Consider the following 14974-nt stretch of genomic DNA (forward strand, 5'->3'; position numbering starts at 1 on the left):
CGATTACTGCTTGTTGCAGCTCGTCAGCCGGTCGGCCTCGGCCGACTGGGCAACCCGATCGCCCTGACGCACCTGATAAAGCTGCGGCCAGCGCTTGCCGGTCAGGAACAGCCTTTTGCTCTTGGCGTCATAGGCGATGCCGTTGGCGACATCGTCCTGGTTGCGGCCCTGCGGCCCCAGCGCGCTGACATCGAGGAAGCTGCGGACGGCGCCGGTCTTCGGATCGATCCGGGCGATCAGGTTGGTCTCCCAGATATTGGCATAAATCTCGCCATCGACCCATTCGAGCTCGTTGAGATTGGCGACCGGGCAGCCATTGGCCGTGACGCGGAGCGTCGAGCGGGTCTGCATCGTCTCGGGATCGAGGAAGCGCAGTACCGGCGTGCCGTCGCTCATGATGAGCGACTTGTCGTCATGGGTCAGGCCCCAGCCCTCGCCGGTATAGGCAAAGCTGCCCTGCGGCGCGAAATCCGGGAGATTGTACACGAAGCCCGTCTGGTTCTGCCAGGTGAGCTGGAACAGCTTGTCGTGCCAGGCGACGATGCCCTCGCCGAAATAGGGCGCGGGAAGATCCTGTTGTTGCAGCACCTGGCCGGTTTCGGGCTTCACCTTGCGGATCGTCGATTCGCCGACTTCGCCGGTACTCTCGTAGAGCGCGCCGTTCTGGAAGAAGAGCCCTTCGGTAAAGGCGCTGCTATCGTGCGGCAGTGTCGCCACCGGCGCAGCGCGATAGACCGGAATGCCGCCCGGCTGGAGCCGCGAATAAACGATATAGCCCCCGCCGATCAGGACGATTGCCGCGAGAACTGCCAACAGAATGCGCTTCATCTCATGCCCTTGGAACCGGGGGTTCAGGCCCGCCACCAAGCCCAGCCGGCAGCGCATGTAAACCCCCAAAGCGCGGGGGACGGGCGACGGCGTCTCGTCGAACCGGCTTATCTCTGTGCCGGCTGCACTGCCGCTTCGGATGCGGTCGGCGGCGCTGGCGCGACCGGTTCCGGCGCAGTCAGCGGCGGCGGCGCTGCCGGTACCGGCGCGGTTGGAGGCGAGGCCGGCGCCGGTTCGGGCGCCGGGGTGCGACGGCAGCGCTGCGGCTGCGGCTGTGCCTGTTCCGGTTCCAGGCCGTGCAGCGCGTCGATCCGCTCCTGCTGGCGATGGAGATAGATGTTGCGGCGCGTCGCATAGGGGTCTTCGCTGTCGCGCACGCTGCGCAGCATGTCTTCCTTCTGGTCGCGCCGGTCGACCACCCGGATCGCCGCCGAGCTGATGACATAGGCCTTGGAGCGGAACACCCCGCCCAGCATGAAGGGCGAGGCAATGAAATCGACCAGCCCGCCGGCCACGTCGCGCACCGTGGTGGGCCCGGCCAGCGGGACATAGAGGAACGGCCCCGGCCTCACCCCGTAAAAGCCCAGCGTGTCGGAAAAGCGGTTCTGGCGGAGCGGCAGGTTGAACGGGCAGCGCTTCGCCACATCGATCACGCCGCCCAGCCCCAGCGTCGTGTTGATCGCAAAGCGGCCGACCGTTTCGATCGCCTTGCCGGGCTTGAGCTGGAGCATGAAGTTCAGGAACACCACCGGCTCGCGCAGATTGCGGAAGAAATTGCGCAACCCCGAACGCACCGGCTTCGGCACCACATGGGTATAGGCGCTGGTGGCCGGCGCAGTGATGGCGTCATCGAAATGCTGGGTGAGCGAGAAGGAGAGTTTGTTCACGCCCTCCAGCGGATCCTCGTGCGGATGATGCCGCCGGGCGGTCACCTCGACCGTCTGCACCTCTTCGCCCTCGGCCGGGAGCGCGGCATTGGCGGCGGGAACGGCGGCAGCGGTGGCAAGCGGGACCGCCTCTGCCAGCGGCGCCGGCGCCTGCTGCGACTGCGCCGCAAGCGAAACCGCCGCCTGCGCGGGACCGGCCGGCGACACGAACAGCAATGCCCCGACCGCAGACCCGATCACTGCGATTTCCCGCAACGCAGGCCATAGGCGAGAGCATCGCTCGCGTAGCGGAACGGGAAAACAAACGGAAACAAGACGGGCCCCATGCATTAACGCTTCAGCAATAAAGACGGTGTCAGCGCGGCTGATCCTCACAGGTCAGGCGAAGGAAATTTGCTGCTGTGCGAAAGGACGCTGATCGACGGCGGGGGCCAAGGGGTTTCCCGCTGCCGAGGAGGGGGCATTTCAAGACCTGAGGCGGGCCCGTAGCGATCCCATCGCCATTGCCAGACGGATCACCGCGTCCGCATCATCCTTCCAAAGCCGCCACAGCCACAGGGCCGGGATCGATATCGCTAGTTTGAACGGGTTCAGCGCGAAACCCAGTTCAGCGCCGAGATGTCTGAGAAGAATGACTCTTGTCACCCCCTCCCAATAGGCGCGCCGCGCGACCCAGCGCACATCAAGCCGTTCTCGGTGGATGCGGTGTTGGACGGAAAAGCGATCATCATATCGACAATCCCAGCCTTCCTGATCCAGTCGGGCCAGCAGCCAGGATTCTTCGCCGCTAATAAGATGCGTTCCCACCCGGCCGAGCGACAAGGGGAAACCACCCACGCCGGCAAGTGCCGCACGTCGTACCGCCAGATTGGCGCCACAGACATCATAGCCTTGCGCGACCCGCCCTGTCCCTTCCCGCTCGACGCACGACAGCAATAGCAACCAAAGAGCCGTGACATGGACGTTGGAAACGCCTTCGGGCCATAGCGGCACTATCTTACCGCCTACCACGGCGACCCCAGGCTCCTGCTCCGACAGAGAGGCAATCAAGTCGCGGGCCCAGTTCGGATGCGGCACTGCATCGTCATCCAGATACGCGACCCATTCACTATCCGCATTTTGTACGGCCAGGTTTCGCGCGAGAGAGAGGCCCGGCTCTTCGCTGCGAATCAGGGTTGCACCAAAGCGGTTTGCCAACACCCGAACCTGCCCGGCCGACACGGCATCGGAGGCGCTGTCGACGACGATCAAATTGACGTCAGCTTGCTGCATTTGTGGCGCAAGCGCCGACAGGCAGCACTCCAGATCGCCCGGTCGCGAATGGGTACAGATTGCGATAGTCAGAAACGCCTGCACACACGCTCCAATGCAGAAAACCGGGTTCAATCTGAATCGAAAAGGCTCGGCTCGAACATCCGCCTCGATCGAGCGCTATCTTCAATCGCTTCCCATCACTTCCGCCCAGCCCCGCCGAAACCGTTCACGGCTGAACTGGGCCACCCAGGCCATCATCGAACGTCGACGCTCCGCTGCCTCCTGTGTTGGCATTTCCGCCAACTGACGCATTCCGGAAGCTATACTCTCCACGTCCAGAGGGTCCGCGACCAAGGCATCCGGCCCGGCGACTTCCTCAAGAACCGAGTCCGCGGACACGAGCGGGACCAATCCCCTGCCGATCGCTTCAGCAACCGGCATTCCGAAGCCTTCCAGCTCGCTGACAAGAACGAAGCCCGCGGCAGTCCCGTATAGCCACCGCAATTGCGCATCGGGTGCATAGCCCAGACGAACGACGCCGGGCGTGCGGTCTGCAGCTGCAGCCACAGCCTCAAATCCGGGCTCGGGTCCGCCGCAAATCACATAGGAATAGCCGCGCGCCGCAAGACCGGAGCGTGCAAATGCCTCGATCGACCGCAACTGGTTCTTCCGCGTACCGATACTGCCGACGGTCAGCAGAAACGGCGCCGAAACACCGGTAACAGGCTCCATGGGGCCATCCATGGCGTCTGCGCGCAGCGGCGGCGGAATGACGACGCCACGATGATCCGCACCGAACAGGGATGTATAGACGTTCATCGAGGCGCGGCTGACGAACACGAGCCGGGGGCGCGCAGACGCAATGTCGGCATAGGCGCTTTGATAGAGGGCTGAAGTGCCAGGCGCGAACAGATGCGGGTGCGTAAGCGGTCCGAGATCGTGTACCAGCACGAGGTCGCGCGGCTCCAGGCAGTAAGGAAGTACCGTAAGCGGATCGAGATGCAGTACCGGATTTTTCGGCCGGATGCGGGGCAATGCCCATTGCCGCTTCGCTCGCCTGCGCAACTCCCAGTATAACAGCCGGCCGACGATTCGACCTGGCAGGTAGGCTGGAACCCTGCGTGCAGGAAGACGCCCGTAATACACGGTCCCGACCAGCGCCCGCTGATCCTCCAATATATCGCGGCCAATAAAATACTTCCCCGTGCGATTGTGAATCGCGAGGGAAAAATCCACGTCGAACAGGCAGCCTTCCTTCATTGCCCGCGCCTTGGACATGTCATGCGACCGGGCGCAGGCGAGGCACCGGAACCTGAATACGGCCCCCCGGAGATCCCTGCGCATATCGGCGCTGCCACAATACCAGCGGCAGTGCGGAGGCTATCGCATATAGCAGCGCGTTGCCGACCCCGAAATCCGGTGTCGTGCCCGCCAGCAGCGCCGGCACCAGAACCACCAGCCCGGCCCTTTTGGCGCCCCGCGCCATCAGCCATTCCGGCGAACCATCAGCCGGATAGGACAAGAGCCACCGGCTGACGAGGAACGCGACCAGCAACGCACCGCCGGCGATACCGGCGCTCGCAAAACAGGCCACCAGCCAGTTCGAGGCGCGCGTGCCGCCCAGCCCCACGCCAAAGCCATAGCTTTCCGCAAGCGCATGCAGGCTTGCCGCGCTCCAGCCGGTCCGCTCCTCATAGGAATCGCTCTGTGTTTTCTTGAAGACCATCTGGTCGATGACCTCCGACATCGCGTGACGAAGCGGCTCATTGGTCAGGAAGATCAGCAATGCCGCCGAACACAGGGCAAATGCGACCAGTCCCTGCCAGATCAGTTCCGAACGGTCGATTACCGGCCCCAGACTCCATTTCTGCACATAGTCCGCCGCAGCAATCGCAACGAACAGGACAAGTCCGGCGAGCGCCGACGAGGATGTCGAGAGATAGGTAAAGCCGATCAGGGCGAGAATGAGCAGCGCTTCGATCGGGCGGGTCCAGCGCGGCAGGAACGCAGCCGGACGCAGGAAATAGATGGTCGCGAGAAAGAAGACCACAAGCCCGCCGAACGACGACGCTTCAGGACAAAATCCCACCGTTCTTCGGGTCGATCCCACGGAGACCTCGGTGAGGAATGCGTAGTTGGCCGTCCGGAACGGTTCGAAAACCGCGTTGCTGCCACCAAGCACGATGTCAAGCAGCCCGGAAAAGACCGCCATGGCGCCGCCCAGAACAAGGCCCTGCGCAACCATCTTGCGCCCATTTTCGCGCAGGAGCAGGCAGAAGAATGCCACGCAAAGCGCAAAGGAAGCGACCAGATATAGCGACTGGGCCAGATGCGACGGTCGATAACCCAGGCCGGACAGGCTGCTATCGCTCAGATTGACCACCGGCACGCCTGCAAAAGCGGCAGGTGCGACTGCCGTCACGATCAGCGCGACCAACAGATATGCGCTCAGCAGGCCAAGCTGCGCCGGATTCAGCAGCGCGTCTTGAAGATCCCTGGTGTCGGTACCCCGAAATAGAATCTTCAGGACCAGCAATGGCGCCATCATGGAGCTGGCGACGATCGAAAGCCCTCCGGTAATGGCGACCGGAATGACCGCCAGCGCCGGGAAGGAAAGGGAAATGAAGAACGCCCAGACGCAATAGCGCAGCGGGAGAAATATAAGCGCGGCGTAGAGCGCCCAATACGCTATGAGTACGACCATCCCGGCTGCTCCAGGCAAGAAAATTTCGAACCACGCGCCGCGCCGACGGAACCACCGTTCCCTTCGCGACTCGCAGCCCCCGAAGCGCCCGCCGTGCCTTCCTGCAACGGCGAGCGCGTCGCCGCTTCAATATGCGCCGTCCGCCCGAATCAGTGCCGGCACTGTCATCGCGATGATCGCCAGGTTCAGCGGCAGGCTCCGACGCCGCGCATAGAGTATGTCCATCGCCACTCGCCGCCGATAGCTGATGCGGCTGCGACGGCTGACCTGCCACATGCCGGTGATGCCGGGCCGTACCCGGCAATATTCAGCGAACCAGCGCCCATAGCGCGGAATTTCCGCCGCGACGATCGGACGCGGACCGACCAGGCTCATATCCCCCCGCAGCACATTCAGCAGTTGCGGCAGCTCGTCGAGGCCGCTCTTGCGCAGGAAGCGGCCCAGAGGCGTGATGCGGGGATCATGACGCAGCTTGTGGTGCAGTTCCCAATAGGCGCGCGCATTCGCGTCCGTCTGCAACAGCCGCTGCAGCCGCACGTCCGCATCGACCACCATCGTCCGGAACTTGTAGCAATGGAAATGCCGGCCGCCCTGCCCGATCCGGCGATGCGCGAACAGGATAGGGCCCGGATCGGTCAAGCCGACAAGAAGCCCAATGATCAACAGCAGGGGAAATAGAATCGCCAGTCCGATCGAGCCGAGGAGAATATCAACAACCCGAATCGCCGATTCTCTCGGCGATCGCGCAGGAACTACACCCTGCCATTCCGATGAACGTACTGCGTACACGCTCCCCCCCTTTACACGCCCCCGCGTGCGACTCCGTGGTGCACCGCACCATATATCCGGTTGTGTAATATATTGAAATATTCACCAGAATATTTTCACGAATAGGATGGTTTTCAACTTGTTAACGTAGCTAAACAATCTGACAAAATCTGCCTAAATCTTCTTACAACAAAACAATCGTTATATTCCGGCAGCGGGAACTCATTTTTATGATAAAACTGCGCCGGAAATGCCCACAATCCCTTCTGCTTTCCACCTGGATTGCTTGGAATTTTTCCGCCCAAAAACGTTATTTATAATTTAACTTGATTAAGTATAATGGCGGCCTCAGAACTATGGACATGTCGAACCGCACGCCCCGAAAGGCCAATTTGGGACAGGAAGATTCCGTCGACGATCCAAGGATTGCATCCTGCAAAACACCGGCGGACCCACAGAATCGCGATTCCCGCACCGAAGAGGCGCGTTGGCCGGGCGCGACTCGGCTGGCGATACTGATCCTCGGCACGCTCGTCGGCTGGGCACTGCTGGCGCTGCTCTGGAAAAAACTGCTGTGACAGAACCCTGCCCAGGGTCGCGCATTTTATCCCTTGGGCGGTAGCGGCCAACCGCGCTCATTTCGCTCTTACGCGGCCACCAAAATGACCTGCAGCCCTTCGCGCGGTCCGCAGCCGAGCCCCCGGCAAACGTGCTGAATCGCGGATCAACCATTTCGCTCAACCACACTGAAGTCCCCCCGCGCATAGTCGTGCTGCTCGTCATCGGAGTAGGACGTGATGAGCAAGAGATGGAGCGCTGTGGGGGCAGCGGGATTATTGTTATGGGCAGCCCCCGCCGCAGCTTCTGATCGCGAGGCCGCATTTATTCCCACGGGCGGCACGGTCGATGCGCCCTTTGGATTTGTCGAACTCTGCCAAAACGAAACCACGCTGTGCGCCACGCTGGGCGGCAAGCCCGCACATGGCGAAGCGCGGGCTGCGACTTCGGGCAATCCGGGCGCCAGCCTGGCCGCAGCCGAGCCGGCTCCCGCTAGCGGCACTGCCCTTGCCACCGGGGCGCTTGGCTCGGAAGAGCCTGAGCCGTGCAACCTGGCCGACACGGTGCTGTCCCGTCCCGGACGTGGCCCCACCGCGCTCATGCAAGGCCTGATGCCGGTGTCTGCGCTGGCCGTATGGCCGGAAGGCCGCATGTCAGAGGACAGTTCCGGCTGCGGCTTGCCGCCGCGCGCGCCCGCGCCGGTGCAGGTGGCGGTCCCGACCGCACAAGCGACTGCGCGTCCGCTTCCTCTGGCGTTGCTGACCAAGGTCAATCGCTACGTCAATGACCGCGTCCGCCAGCGCTCTGACCTCGCGCATTATGGCCGGGCAGAATTCTGGACGCGCCCCGGCACCGGAAACGGCGCGAGCGGCGACTGCGAAGACCTGGCCATTGAAAAGCGCATGGAACTGATCGAGGCAGGCTTCCCCCCCGATCGCCTGTTTTTCGCTGTGGTCTACCGCCGCGATCTCGGCCTGCACACAGTGCTGGTCGCGCGGACCCCCGACGGCGACGTCGTGCTCGACAGCCGCTCGCCCTATATCCGCCCCTGGCATCAGGTGGCGTATAGCTGGATCAGCGTTCAGTCCCCAGGTGCGGTGAGCGACTGGCGGGCCGTCACAGGCTGACCGTTGCGGCGCTGGGCGACGCCGCCCCTGCTCGCCGGCCGGGCTGGACTGGCCCCGGCGCGCCGCATAAGGGCGGTGTCGTCATGGCCGCGATGGAAATTCCTGCCTGGCGAGGCCGAGCCGCATGATCTCGCATGCACGCCGCTCGACTCTGGCCCTGTTTTTGTTCGCCGGAATCGTCACGGCGGCAGCCCTCCTGCTTTGGGCAACGCCGTGGGAGGCGTTCGATCCGCAGTTCCCGGTCGGCGGCAGCGACGCCTCCAAACGCGCGGCCGCACAACAGAACGACACGGCCATCGAGACCTTCCTGCCCGAGCAGAAGCTCGACCTGAGCGCCGACGACGCCCGGCGGCGCAACCTCGCAATGCCGTTCGACCGCCGACCCAATCCGGCCGCACCTCCGTTTGTGGCCGAATGGCTGAGCCCGGCAGACTTTGACAAATCGCTCGAATGCCTCACTGCAGCCGTTTATTACGAAGCGGCCAGCGAAAGCGTCGTCGGGCAACGCGCGGTCGCACAGGTGGTGTTGAACCGGCTTCGCCATCCGCGCTTCCCGAAACAGATTTGCGCAGTCGTCTATCAGGGCGCCGAGCGGCATCTGGGGTGCCAGTTCACCTTTGCCTGCGACGGATCGCTCGCGCGCACGCCGGTTCCGCAGAAATGGCTGGTCGCCAAAGCTATCGCCAACGACGCGCTGCACGGCGCCGTCTCGCTCGCCGCCGGCCAGGCAACGCATTATCACGCCAATTATGTCGTCGCGCGCTGGGCTCCGGAGATGCGCAAGGTCGCAGCGGTGGGTGCGCATATCTTCTATGCACCGCCCATGGGCTATGGCGCCTATCCTTTCACGATGGCCGCGCCGACCCCCTCGCCCACGCCGAGCCCGACTCCCTCAGCACCCTTTGCCCTTCCAACGCCGGGACTCCCGGCAGGTGGCGAGACGATACTCGTGACAGGGCCAGCGGTCCCGGCACCAAATCACACCGCCGCGCCGGTGCAACCGGCTGCGCAACCCACGCCGGTGCCAAGCCCCTCTCCCCGGGCGACTTTCGCCACCCCCAGGCCCAACCGCCACCTGCCACTGCCCGGCCGCGACTGAAGCTTCGTTGCCGGCGGCCCGCGCGGGGCGATCATTCAGCAGTCACGATCGGGGCTTGTTTCGGCGCGGCCGCTATCCGCGCGCCCGGCGAAATTCACGCCGCATACGCCATATACAATCACTCCATTAAACAATATGAATACAGGCGAACCGTTATGGAATATTACAAGTTCGCCGTACGTCTTCGGATTTGGCGCTGCATTATGGGTAAAACTTTGAATAACTATAATAAGCGCCTTGCAGGCGGATTTCCGGACAGCCGTTCCTTGGAACCTTGCAGCAACGGCGCATGCGCGCCCATTCTGTCATTCTGAGCACCGGCAATGCGCGTCGCGATCATTCATTACTGGCTCGTCGCCATGCGCGGAGGCGAGCGCGTACTGGAACAGATACTGGATCTGTATCCCGATGCCGATCTGTTCACGCATGCCTATTTGCCAGAGCGGATGTCTGAAAAAATTCGCGCTCGCGAAGTGCGTACGACCTTTATCGCCCGCCTGCCGTTTGCGACCCGCCAATATCAGAAATATCTGCCGCTGATGCCGCATGCGCTCGAGCAACTCGATCTCAGCGCCTATGATCTGGTGATCAGTTGCGAGGCCGGTCCGGCCAAGGGCGTGATCACGCGGCCGGACGCGGTGCATGTCACCTATTGTCACTCGCCGATGCGCTATATCTGGGACCAGTATCACGAATATCGTGCGACCGCCGGCGCACTGGCGCGTCTCACCATGCCGCTATTCGCCCCCGGCTTGCGACGCTGGGACATGGCGAGCGCCAGCCGCAGCGACGCGATCATGGCGAACAGCCATTTCGTCCGCAAACGGATCGCCAAATTCTGGGGGCGCGAGGCCAGCGTCGTCTATCCGCCGATCGCCCCCGACCTTTTCTCGCCGGGCGTCGCCGGGTCCGAATATCTCTGGGTCAGTCAGCTGGTGCCGTACAAGCGCCCGGACATCGCTGTCGAAGCCTTTGCCCGCAACGGCCTGCCGCTGCATGTGATCGGCGACGGCCCGATGCGCGCTGCGCTGGCGCGGAACGCCCCGCCCAATATCCGCTTTACCGATCGCATGTCGTTCGACGCCCTCCGCGCTGCCTATGCCAGCGCCCGCGCCCTGGTATTCACGGCTGAAGAGGATTTCGGCCTGATTCCGGTAGAAGTGCAGGCAAGCGGGCGGCCGGTGCTGGCTTATGGCCGCGGTGGCGCGCTTGAAACGGTTGTCGAAGGCAAGACCGGGCTTTTCTATCGCACGCAGAGCGCAGCCGCACTCGAGGCCGCGATCGCTTCGTTCGAAGCCTGGTTGCCACAATTCAACCCTGCGGACGCAATTGCGCAGGCAAAGCGGTTCAGCGTCGAAAACTTCCGTGCCGGTTTTCTGAAAGCCGTTGAGGATGCGCGCCGACGGCTCGATCGCGCCGCCTTGCCGGAACGCGAACCCTCCGCGATCGACGCATGACCGGTCCAGCACCGTGCAGCACCGTGCTGCGACACCCTTTCGCTGTGTTTTCGGAGTGCATCTGATGGTGCGTGCTGTACCGCCACGCACTGCGGGCCGCCTGCGGTATCTGTCCGGACCCGACCGCGGCGCGCCCGTCAGGCTTGGCTGGCGGCGGCGGGCAGCCGGAGCCCTGCTCGCGGCGCTACTCATCGGCGCGCTTGGCTTTCAGGGGGCGAACAACGGCGCCTATGCGGCGATCGCCGCCTGCGCCAATCTTTGTTTCGCGCTGCTCGCCTTTGGTTTCGGCCGGATCGACAAGCCCTATTGGCGCGGAATAGCGCCGCCCTTGCTGTGTCTGGTCGGCGCCGTGGCCTGGACAGCGATCCCGATGCTGCCCACCGCGCGCGCACTGCTCCATATACCCATGCCGGTGGCGCCGGATTTGTACGAAAGTGCCGCGCTCAGCTTCCTGTCCAACACCACATTGCTAATGGCAGCGGCGGCACTTGGCTATCGCCGAGGCGCACAACGCGAAACGATTGGCTGGATCATCCTGTTTGCGGGTGCCTATCTGTTCGTACTGGTGGTGCTCCGGCAGGCCGGTTTGTTGCGGGATCTCGGCTTCGACGCGACCGAAGGCCAGGCACGGTTTACGGCGACGATCGGCAACTGGAATGCTGCGGGCGCGGCGCTGGGCATGATCGCCTTGCTGGGCGCGGGGTTTGCGATGCACCGGCTTGAGGCGGTTTGGCTCGGGCGCAGCGACGCGCGGACGGTCTATACGCTTGCCGGTGCGGGTCTGGTTGCGCTGAGCAGTGCCGCCTTATGCGCGCAGACCCAATCGCGCTTCGCTACTGCGCTGATGCTGGTTGGCCTGCTGATCCTGCTGGTTCAGCTGGGCTCCCGCAACGCCCGGCAATTCCGGACCAGCGCCGCGCGGATCGTGATCATCGCTGCGTGCTTCGGCTTTTTTCTGCTGCTTGCGTTGCTTTCGGGCCCAGCGATTTTCGGTCGCGTCGCTGCGGCTGCCGACGATTGGAACAGCCGAATGGCGCTGCTGGCACATTATGGGGCCGCCAGTCTGCCGGCGGCGCTCTGGGGCCATGGGCTGGGCAGCTTCGCCGACTGGAACCTGATGCAGCTTACGGCCGCTAATGCCGATGGCTATTGGATGCTGCAGGCGGCGCATAATGTAGTGCTTCAGCTGGCGCTGGAAGGCGGCTGGCCGTGCGTTGCCCTTACCGCCTTGGCACTCTGCCTGATTCTATGGCCGGTCGTGCGAGCGCTGTGGCGCGGTGGGCCGGACCTGAATTTTTCCGCATCGATGCTGGCAGTTGCTCTCGCGTTCGGCGCCTCGATGCTCGACATCGCGCTCAACGTACCAGCGATCGCCGCCCTTGCGGCGGCACTGCTCGGACTATGCTGGGGCCAGGCGATCCGTCGCACTGCCTGAACACTGCCGTGCCGGCGGGGCGCGGTGTCGCCGTCAGGGCTCGCGGTCGCGAAGCAGGAAGGGTATGATCGCGGCGGACCGCGCCAGCAGGCGCTCGACCCTGGGCCGGTTGCCGCCATCGACATGGATCAGCCAGATTGCTTCGTCGATGACCTGCGAGCGTGTCTCCGGCGTGAGCGCCATCCAATGGTCACTCGCATAGCCGATCCGCCACGGAGCCTCGACCGGCAGGAAACCGCCGCCGCGATAGCTTTGCGAAAGCGCCGCAACCGCGGCGGCATCGCGCCCGTGCAAGGACTCCAGATAGGCCGCGACAACATCGCGCGCCGGCCATATGGGCCGGGCATCGTCGATCTGGTCGAGATAGCGCCGGGCCGTGCGCCATGCCGCGGCCCGATAGCCATTATCCCTGGAGGCAGCGCCGGAACGGGCAAATGCGGCAGCCAGCGCCAGGGCCAGTCGGGGCGGTTGGCGAACCGAGGGGTCCGGATAGCCGGCAGCGAGCGCATCGGCATCACCGGTACTACCGCGCACCGCCCGCGCCGCCGCGTCGACCGCCCATTCCTCGGTAGCGTTCGCGATCCCGGCGATCAGCAGTGCGCCGATCGCAACCACGGCCCCTACCCGGAACGGGCGCCAGCCCTGCCGCCGCCGCGTCCTGCCGGATGCGTCAACCGTGATAGTAGCTGCCATATTGCGCCGAGTAATATACCGCGCCCATCGCCTCAGCCCGTTGATCGACCATCGACAACACAACGCCGGCGACCGCGGTCCCATCATGCTCCACCGCAGCGAGGCAAGCATCGATCGCTGCAATCGGGGTCTGGTTCCACTTGACCAGCAGGACGGACGTGTCGGCCAGCGAGACTAGCGTGCGTGCGTCGGCCACGCCTAGCAGCGGCGGCGTGTCGAGCAGGATATAATCATATTCCTGCCGCACCCGTTCGAGCAACGCGGCCATACCGGCGCCGTGGAACAGGTCGACAGGCGTGAAGCAGGGCCGCGCTACCGGCAAGATTTGCAGACCCGACACGAGATCGTCGATCATCACCTCGTCAAGAGCCGCGCCCCCTTCGAGCAGTTCGACCAGTCCTGCTCCCGGCCGCACCTCCAGCGTGGCCGCCAGGCTCGCGCGGCGTACGTCGCAATCGACCAGCAGGACGCGATCGCCGCTCATCGCCATCACCCGTGCCAACGACAAGGCTGCCGTGGTCTTGCCCTCAGCGGGAACGGTCGACGTGATGGCGACAACCTTCGGTCCCGCCTTTGCCTGCACCTGCAAGGCGCGGCGGATAGCGCGGAAGCTTTCCGAATAGACCGACACTGGCTTGTCGAGCAGCAGGCGCGATGGCGATATGCGCTTGCCGACCAGGCCCCATCGACGGCGCCGGACGTCAGGAATCGAGGCGATGAACGAAAGGCCGAGCAGCAGCTCGACGTCTTCGGGCGTACGCACCCGCGACTGGGTCCCCTCGACGATGAAAACCGCACTGAAACCGAGCACGAGGCCGCCGAGCAAACCGGCAGCGAGCATCGCCCGCTTGTTCGGGAAGCTGGGCGCACCCTGAACAGTTGCACGCTCGATCACGCGCGCCTGGGCCTGAGCGTCGCCGCTCTGCTTTGCCTGGTTCGATTGCTGGTTGGCCTGCGACATCCGCTCATAGGCCGCACGCTTGGCGGCGGCTTCGCGTTCGAGGCTCTCGGCCTGCACCGACGCACGGTTGTTCTGCGAGATTTCCTTACGCAGCGCCCCGAGTTGCGACCGCAGGCTGGCGACACGCGCGTCGGCGGCGCGCGAGGCGGCACGCAGGCCTTCCACGATCCGCACCTGTTCCTGGCGGATTTGCTCATCGAGCGACTGGACCCGCTCTCCCGCCGCGATCACCAGCGGGTGCTTGGGACCATATCGCGTATTGGCGGCCGCACGATCCTTTTCCGCCTCGGTACGCTGCCGGCGCAGATCCGCGATCACCGAGGACCCCAGAACGGCACCGACCGCGTCGCCGCTGCCGCCACTTGTCTGGCGCTCGGCAACGGCCAGGTCGGACCGGGCGCTTGCCGCCTGCGCTTCGGCGGTCGCAAGCTGGCCGGCAAGCGGCGCAACCTGCTGGTCGCTGATCGTGCCGCTGTTGCCGCCTTCGACGATGCCGGTCTGGGCACGATATTGCGCGACCTTGCTTTCAGCGTCGCGAACCTCGGAGCCCAGCTCATTCAGGCGCTGGCCCAGCGAAGCGGATTGCTGCGACGCAGTTTCCACCAGCGTCTCGACACCGTGCGCGATATAGGCAGATGCGAAGGCATTGGCGATCCGCGCCGCCTTGACGGGATCGCGCGAACTGAAGGTGATCGCGACGACATAGCTCTTGCCCTCGCGGGCAGCGGTCAGGTGCCCGAGCACGGCGCTGGTAGCATGTTCGACGACCGGCGCGTCCCCGCCGGCGCCGGCCTTCAACTGCTTATTCTTCCAGTCGGGTGCGACAAATTCCGGATCGTTCTGCAGCCCGAACTGCTTCACCACCGACCGTGCGATGTCCCGCGAGAGGATCGTGGCCACTTCAGTTTCGATGATCGACTGGTCGAGCGGCGTATCGGTGCGCTCTTCAAAGTCGAGCGGCGAGGCGCCCCGCGGGACGATCCGCAGCCGGGTCGTCGACGAATAGCTGGGCGTAAGCACTGCCGAGAGCATCGCTGCGGCGAGCACCGACAACAGGACCACGCCGATCAGCAACGGAAAACGTCGCCGCAGCGCATCGCCGATGCTCGTCAGCGTTACGGGCTTTCGGCCGAAATGTCGTGTCTGGTCGAAGCGACTTTCGATGCGAACAAGCGAGCCGGGATTTACGCTATTCATCACGTC

The 14974-nt window shown here is 64.2% G+C and carries 13 protein-coding genes; 5 read left to right on the forward strand and 8 right to left on the reverse strand.

Annotation, left to right across the window (positions count from 1 at the left end):
* Positions 1 to 3 precede the first annotated feature (3 nt).
* From ACT53K_RS15510 to ACT53K_RS15535, 6 genes are all read right to left on the reverse strand, one after another.
* The gene (locus tag ACT53K_RS15510) at positions 4 to 828 is read right to left on the reverse strand and encodes a glutaminyl-peptide cyclotransferase (protein ID WP_476229615.1); all 825 of its coding nucleotides are present in this window, start codon (positions 826 to 828) and stop codon (positions 4 to 6) included.
* 107 nt (positions 829 to 935) lie between these two features.
* Positions 936 to 1955 (reverse strand): MlaA family lipoprotein, encoded by a 1020-nt coding sequence (locus ACT53K_RS15515; RefSeq protein WP_476229616.1) that lies wholly within the window; start codon positions 1953 to 1955, stop codon positions 936 to 938.
* 225 nt (positions 1956 to 2180) lie between these two features.
* Positions 2181 to 3071, reverse strand: coding sequence for a glycosyltransferase family 2 protein (locus ACT53K_RS15520; protein ID WP_476229617.1), 891 nt, complete (start codon positions 3069 to 3071; stop codon positions 2181 to 2183).
* 81 nt (positions 3072 to 3152) lie between these two features.
* Positions 3153 to 4247, reverse strand: coding sequence for a glycosyltransferase family 4 protein (locus ACT53K_RS15525; RefSeq protein ID WP_476229618.1), 1095 nt, complete (start codon positions 4245 to 4247; stop codon positions 3153 to 3155).
* Between the two features lies 1 nt (position 4248).
* Positions 4249 to 5673: a hypothetical protein gene (locus tag ACT53K_RS15530; protein WP_476229619.1), complete on the reverse strand. Its 1425-nt coding sequence runs from the start codon at positions 5671 to 5673 to the stop codon at positions 4249 to 4251.
* Between the two features lie 126 nt (positions 5674 to 5799).
* Positions 5800 to 6396 carry a sugar transferase gene (locus ACT53K_RS15535; protein ID WP_476229697.1) on the reverse strand — a complete coding sequence of 199 codons (597 nt, stop codon included), beginning with the start codon at positions 6394 to 6396 and terminating at the stop codon, positions 5800 to 5802.
* A gap of 407 nt (positions 6397 to 6803) precedes the next feature.
* Here ACT53K_RS15535 and ACT53K_RS15540 point away from each other — a divergent pair, with 407 nt between their 5' ends.
* The 5 genes from ACT53K_RS15540 to ACT53K_RS15560 all read left to right on the forward strand — a co-directional run bounded on the left by ACT53K_RS15540 (position 6804) and on the right by ACT53K_RS15560 (position 12117).
* Positions 6804 to 7019 carry a hypothetical protein gene (locus ACT53K_RS15540; RefSeq protein ID WP_476229620.1) on the forward strand — a complete coding sequence of 72 codons (216 nt, stop codon included), beginning with the start codon at positions 6804 to 6806 and terminating at the stop codon, positions 7017 to 7019.
* A gap of 219 nt (positions 7020 to 7238) precedes the next feature.
* Positions 7239 to 8126, forward strand: coding sequence for a transglutaminase-like cysteine peptidase (locus ACT53K_RS15545; protein WP_476229621.1), 888 nt, complete (start codon positions 7239 to 7241; stop codon positions 8124 to 8126).
* A 124-nt stretch (positions 8127 to 8250) separates the two neighbouring features.
* Entirely contained in the window at positions 8251 to 9225 is a 975-nt protein-coding gene (locus ACT53K_RS15550) for a cell wall hydrolase (protein ID WP_476229622.1), read from the forward strand.
* Between the two features lie 323 nt (positions 9226 to 9548).
* Positions 9549 to 10682 carry a glycosyltransferase gene (locus tag ACT53K_RS15555; RefSeq protein WP_476229623.1) on the forward strand — a complete coding sequence of 378 codons (1134 nt, stop codon included), beginning with the start codon at positions 9549 to 9551 and terminating at the stop codon, positions 10680 to 10682.
* Positions 10683 to 10746: 64 nt separating this feature from the next.
* Entirely contained in the window at positions 10747 to 12117 is a 1371-nt protein-coding gene (locus ACT53K_RS15560; RefSeq protein ID WP_476229624.1) for an O-antigen ligase family protein, read from the forward strand.
* A gap of 33 nt (positions 12118 to 12150) precedes the next feature.
* On the opposite strand, the gene ACT53K_RS15565 is transcribed toward ACT53K_RS15560, so the two are convergent.
* Both ACT53K_RS15565 and ACT53K_RS15570 read right to left on the reverse strand, forming a co-directional pair.
* Positions 12151 to 12810, reverse strand: coding sequence for a hypothetical protein (locus ACT53K_RS15565; protein ID WP_476229625.1), 660 nt, complete (start codon positions 12808 to 12810; stop codon positions 12151 to 12153).
* A complete protein-coding gene (locus tag ACT53K_RS15570) occupies positions 12788 to 14968 on the reverse strand; it encodes a GumC family protein (protein ID WP_476229698.1) in 2181 nt (726 codons plus the stop codon). The genes ACT53K_RS15565 and ACT53K_RS15570 overlap by 23 nt, the downstream gene beginning before the upstream one ends.
* Positions 14969 to 14974: the final 6 nt, after the last annotated feature.

The sequence above is a fragment of the Sphingomonas sp. DMC8 genome (genome assembly GCF_056314185.1).

Bases quoted from the DNA above. Each gene is read 5' to 3' on its own strand.
- ACT53K_RS15510 (WP_476229615.1), bottom strand. From the start codon at position 828: ATGAAGCGCATTCTGTTGGCAGTTCTCGCGGCAATCGTCCTGATCGGC.
- ACT53K_RS15525 (WP_476229618.1), bottom strand. From the start codon at position 4,247: ATGTCCAAGGCGCGGGCAATGAAGGAAGGCTGCCTGTTCGACGTGGAT.
- ACT53K_RS15530 (WP_476229619.1), bottom strand. From the start codon at position 5,673: ATGGTCGTACTCATAGCGTATTGGGCGCTCTACGCCGCGCTTATATTT.
- ACT53K_RS15540 (WP_476229620.1), top strand. From the start codon at position 6,804: ATGTCGAACCGCACGCCCCGAAAGGCCAATTTGGGACAGGAAGATTCC.
- ACT53K_RS15545 (WP_476229621.1), top strand. From the start codon at position 7,239: ATGAGCAAGAGATGGAGCGCTGTGGGGGCAGCGGGATTATTGTTATGG.
- ACT53K_RS15550 (WP_476229622.1), top strand. From the start codon at position 8,251: ATGATCTCGCATGCACGCCGCTCGACTCTGGCCCTGTTTTTGTTCGCC.
- ACT53K_RS15555 (WP_476229623.1), top strand. From the start codon at position 9,549: ATGCGCGTCGCGATCATTCATTACTGGCTCGTCGCCATGCGCGGAGGC.
- ACT53K_RS15560 (WP_476229624.1), top strand. From the start codon at position 10,747: ATGGTGCGTGCTGTACCGCCACGCACTGCGGGCCGCCTGCGGTATCTG.
- ACT53K_RS15565 (WP_476229625.1), bottom strand. From the start codon at position 12,810: ATGGCAGCTACTATCACGGTTGACGCATCCGGCAGGACGCGGCGGCGG.
- ACT53K_RS15570 (WP_476229698.1), bottom strand. From the start codon at position 14,968: ATGAATAGCGTAAATCCCGGCTCGCTTGTTCGCATCGAAAGTCGCTTC.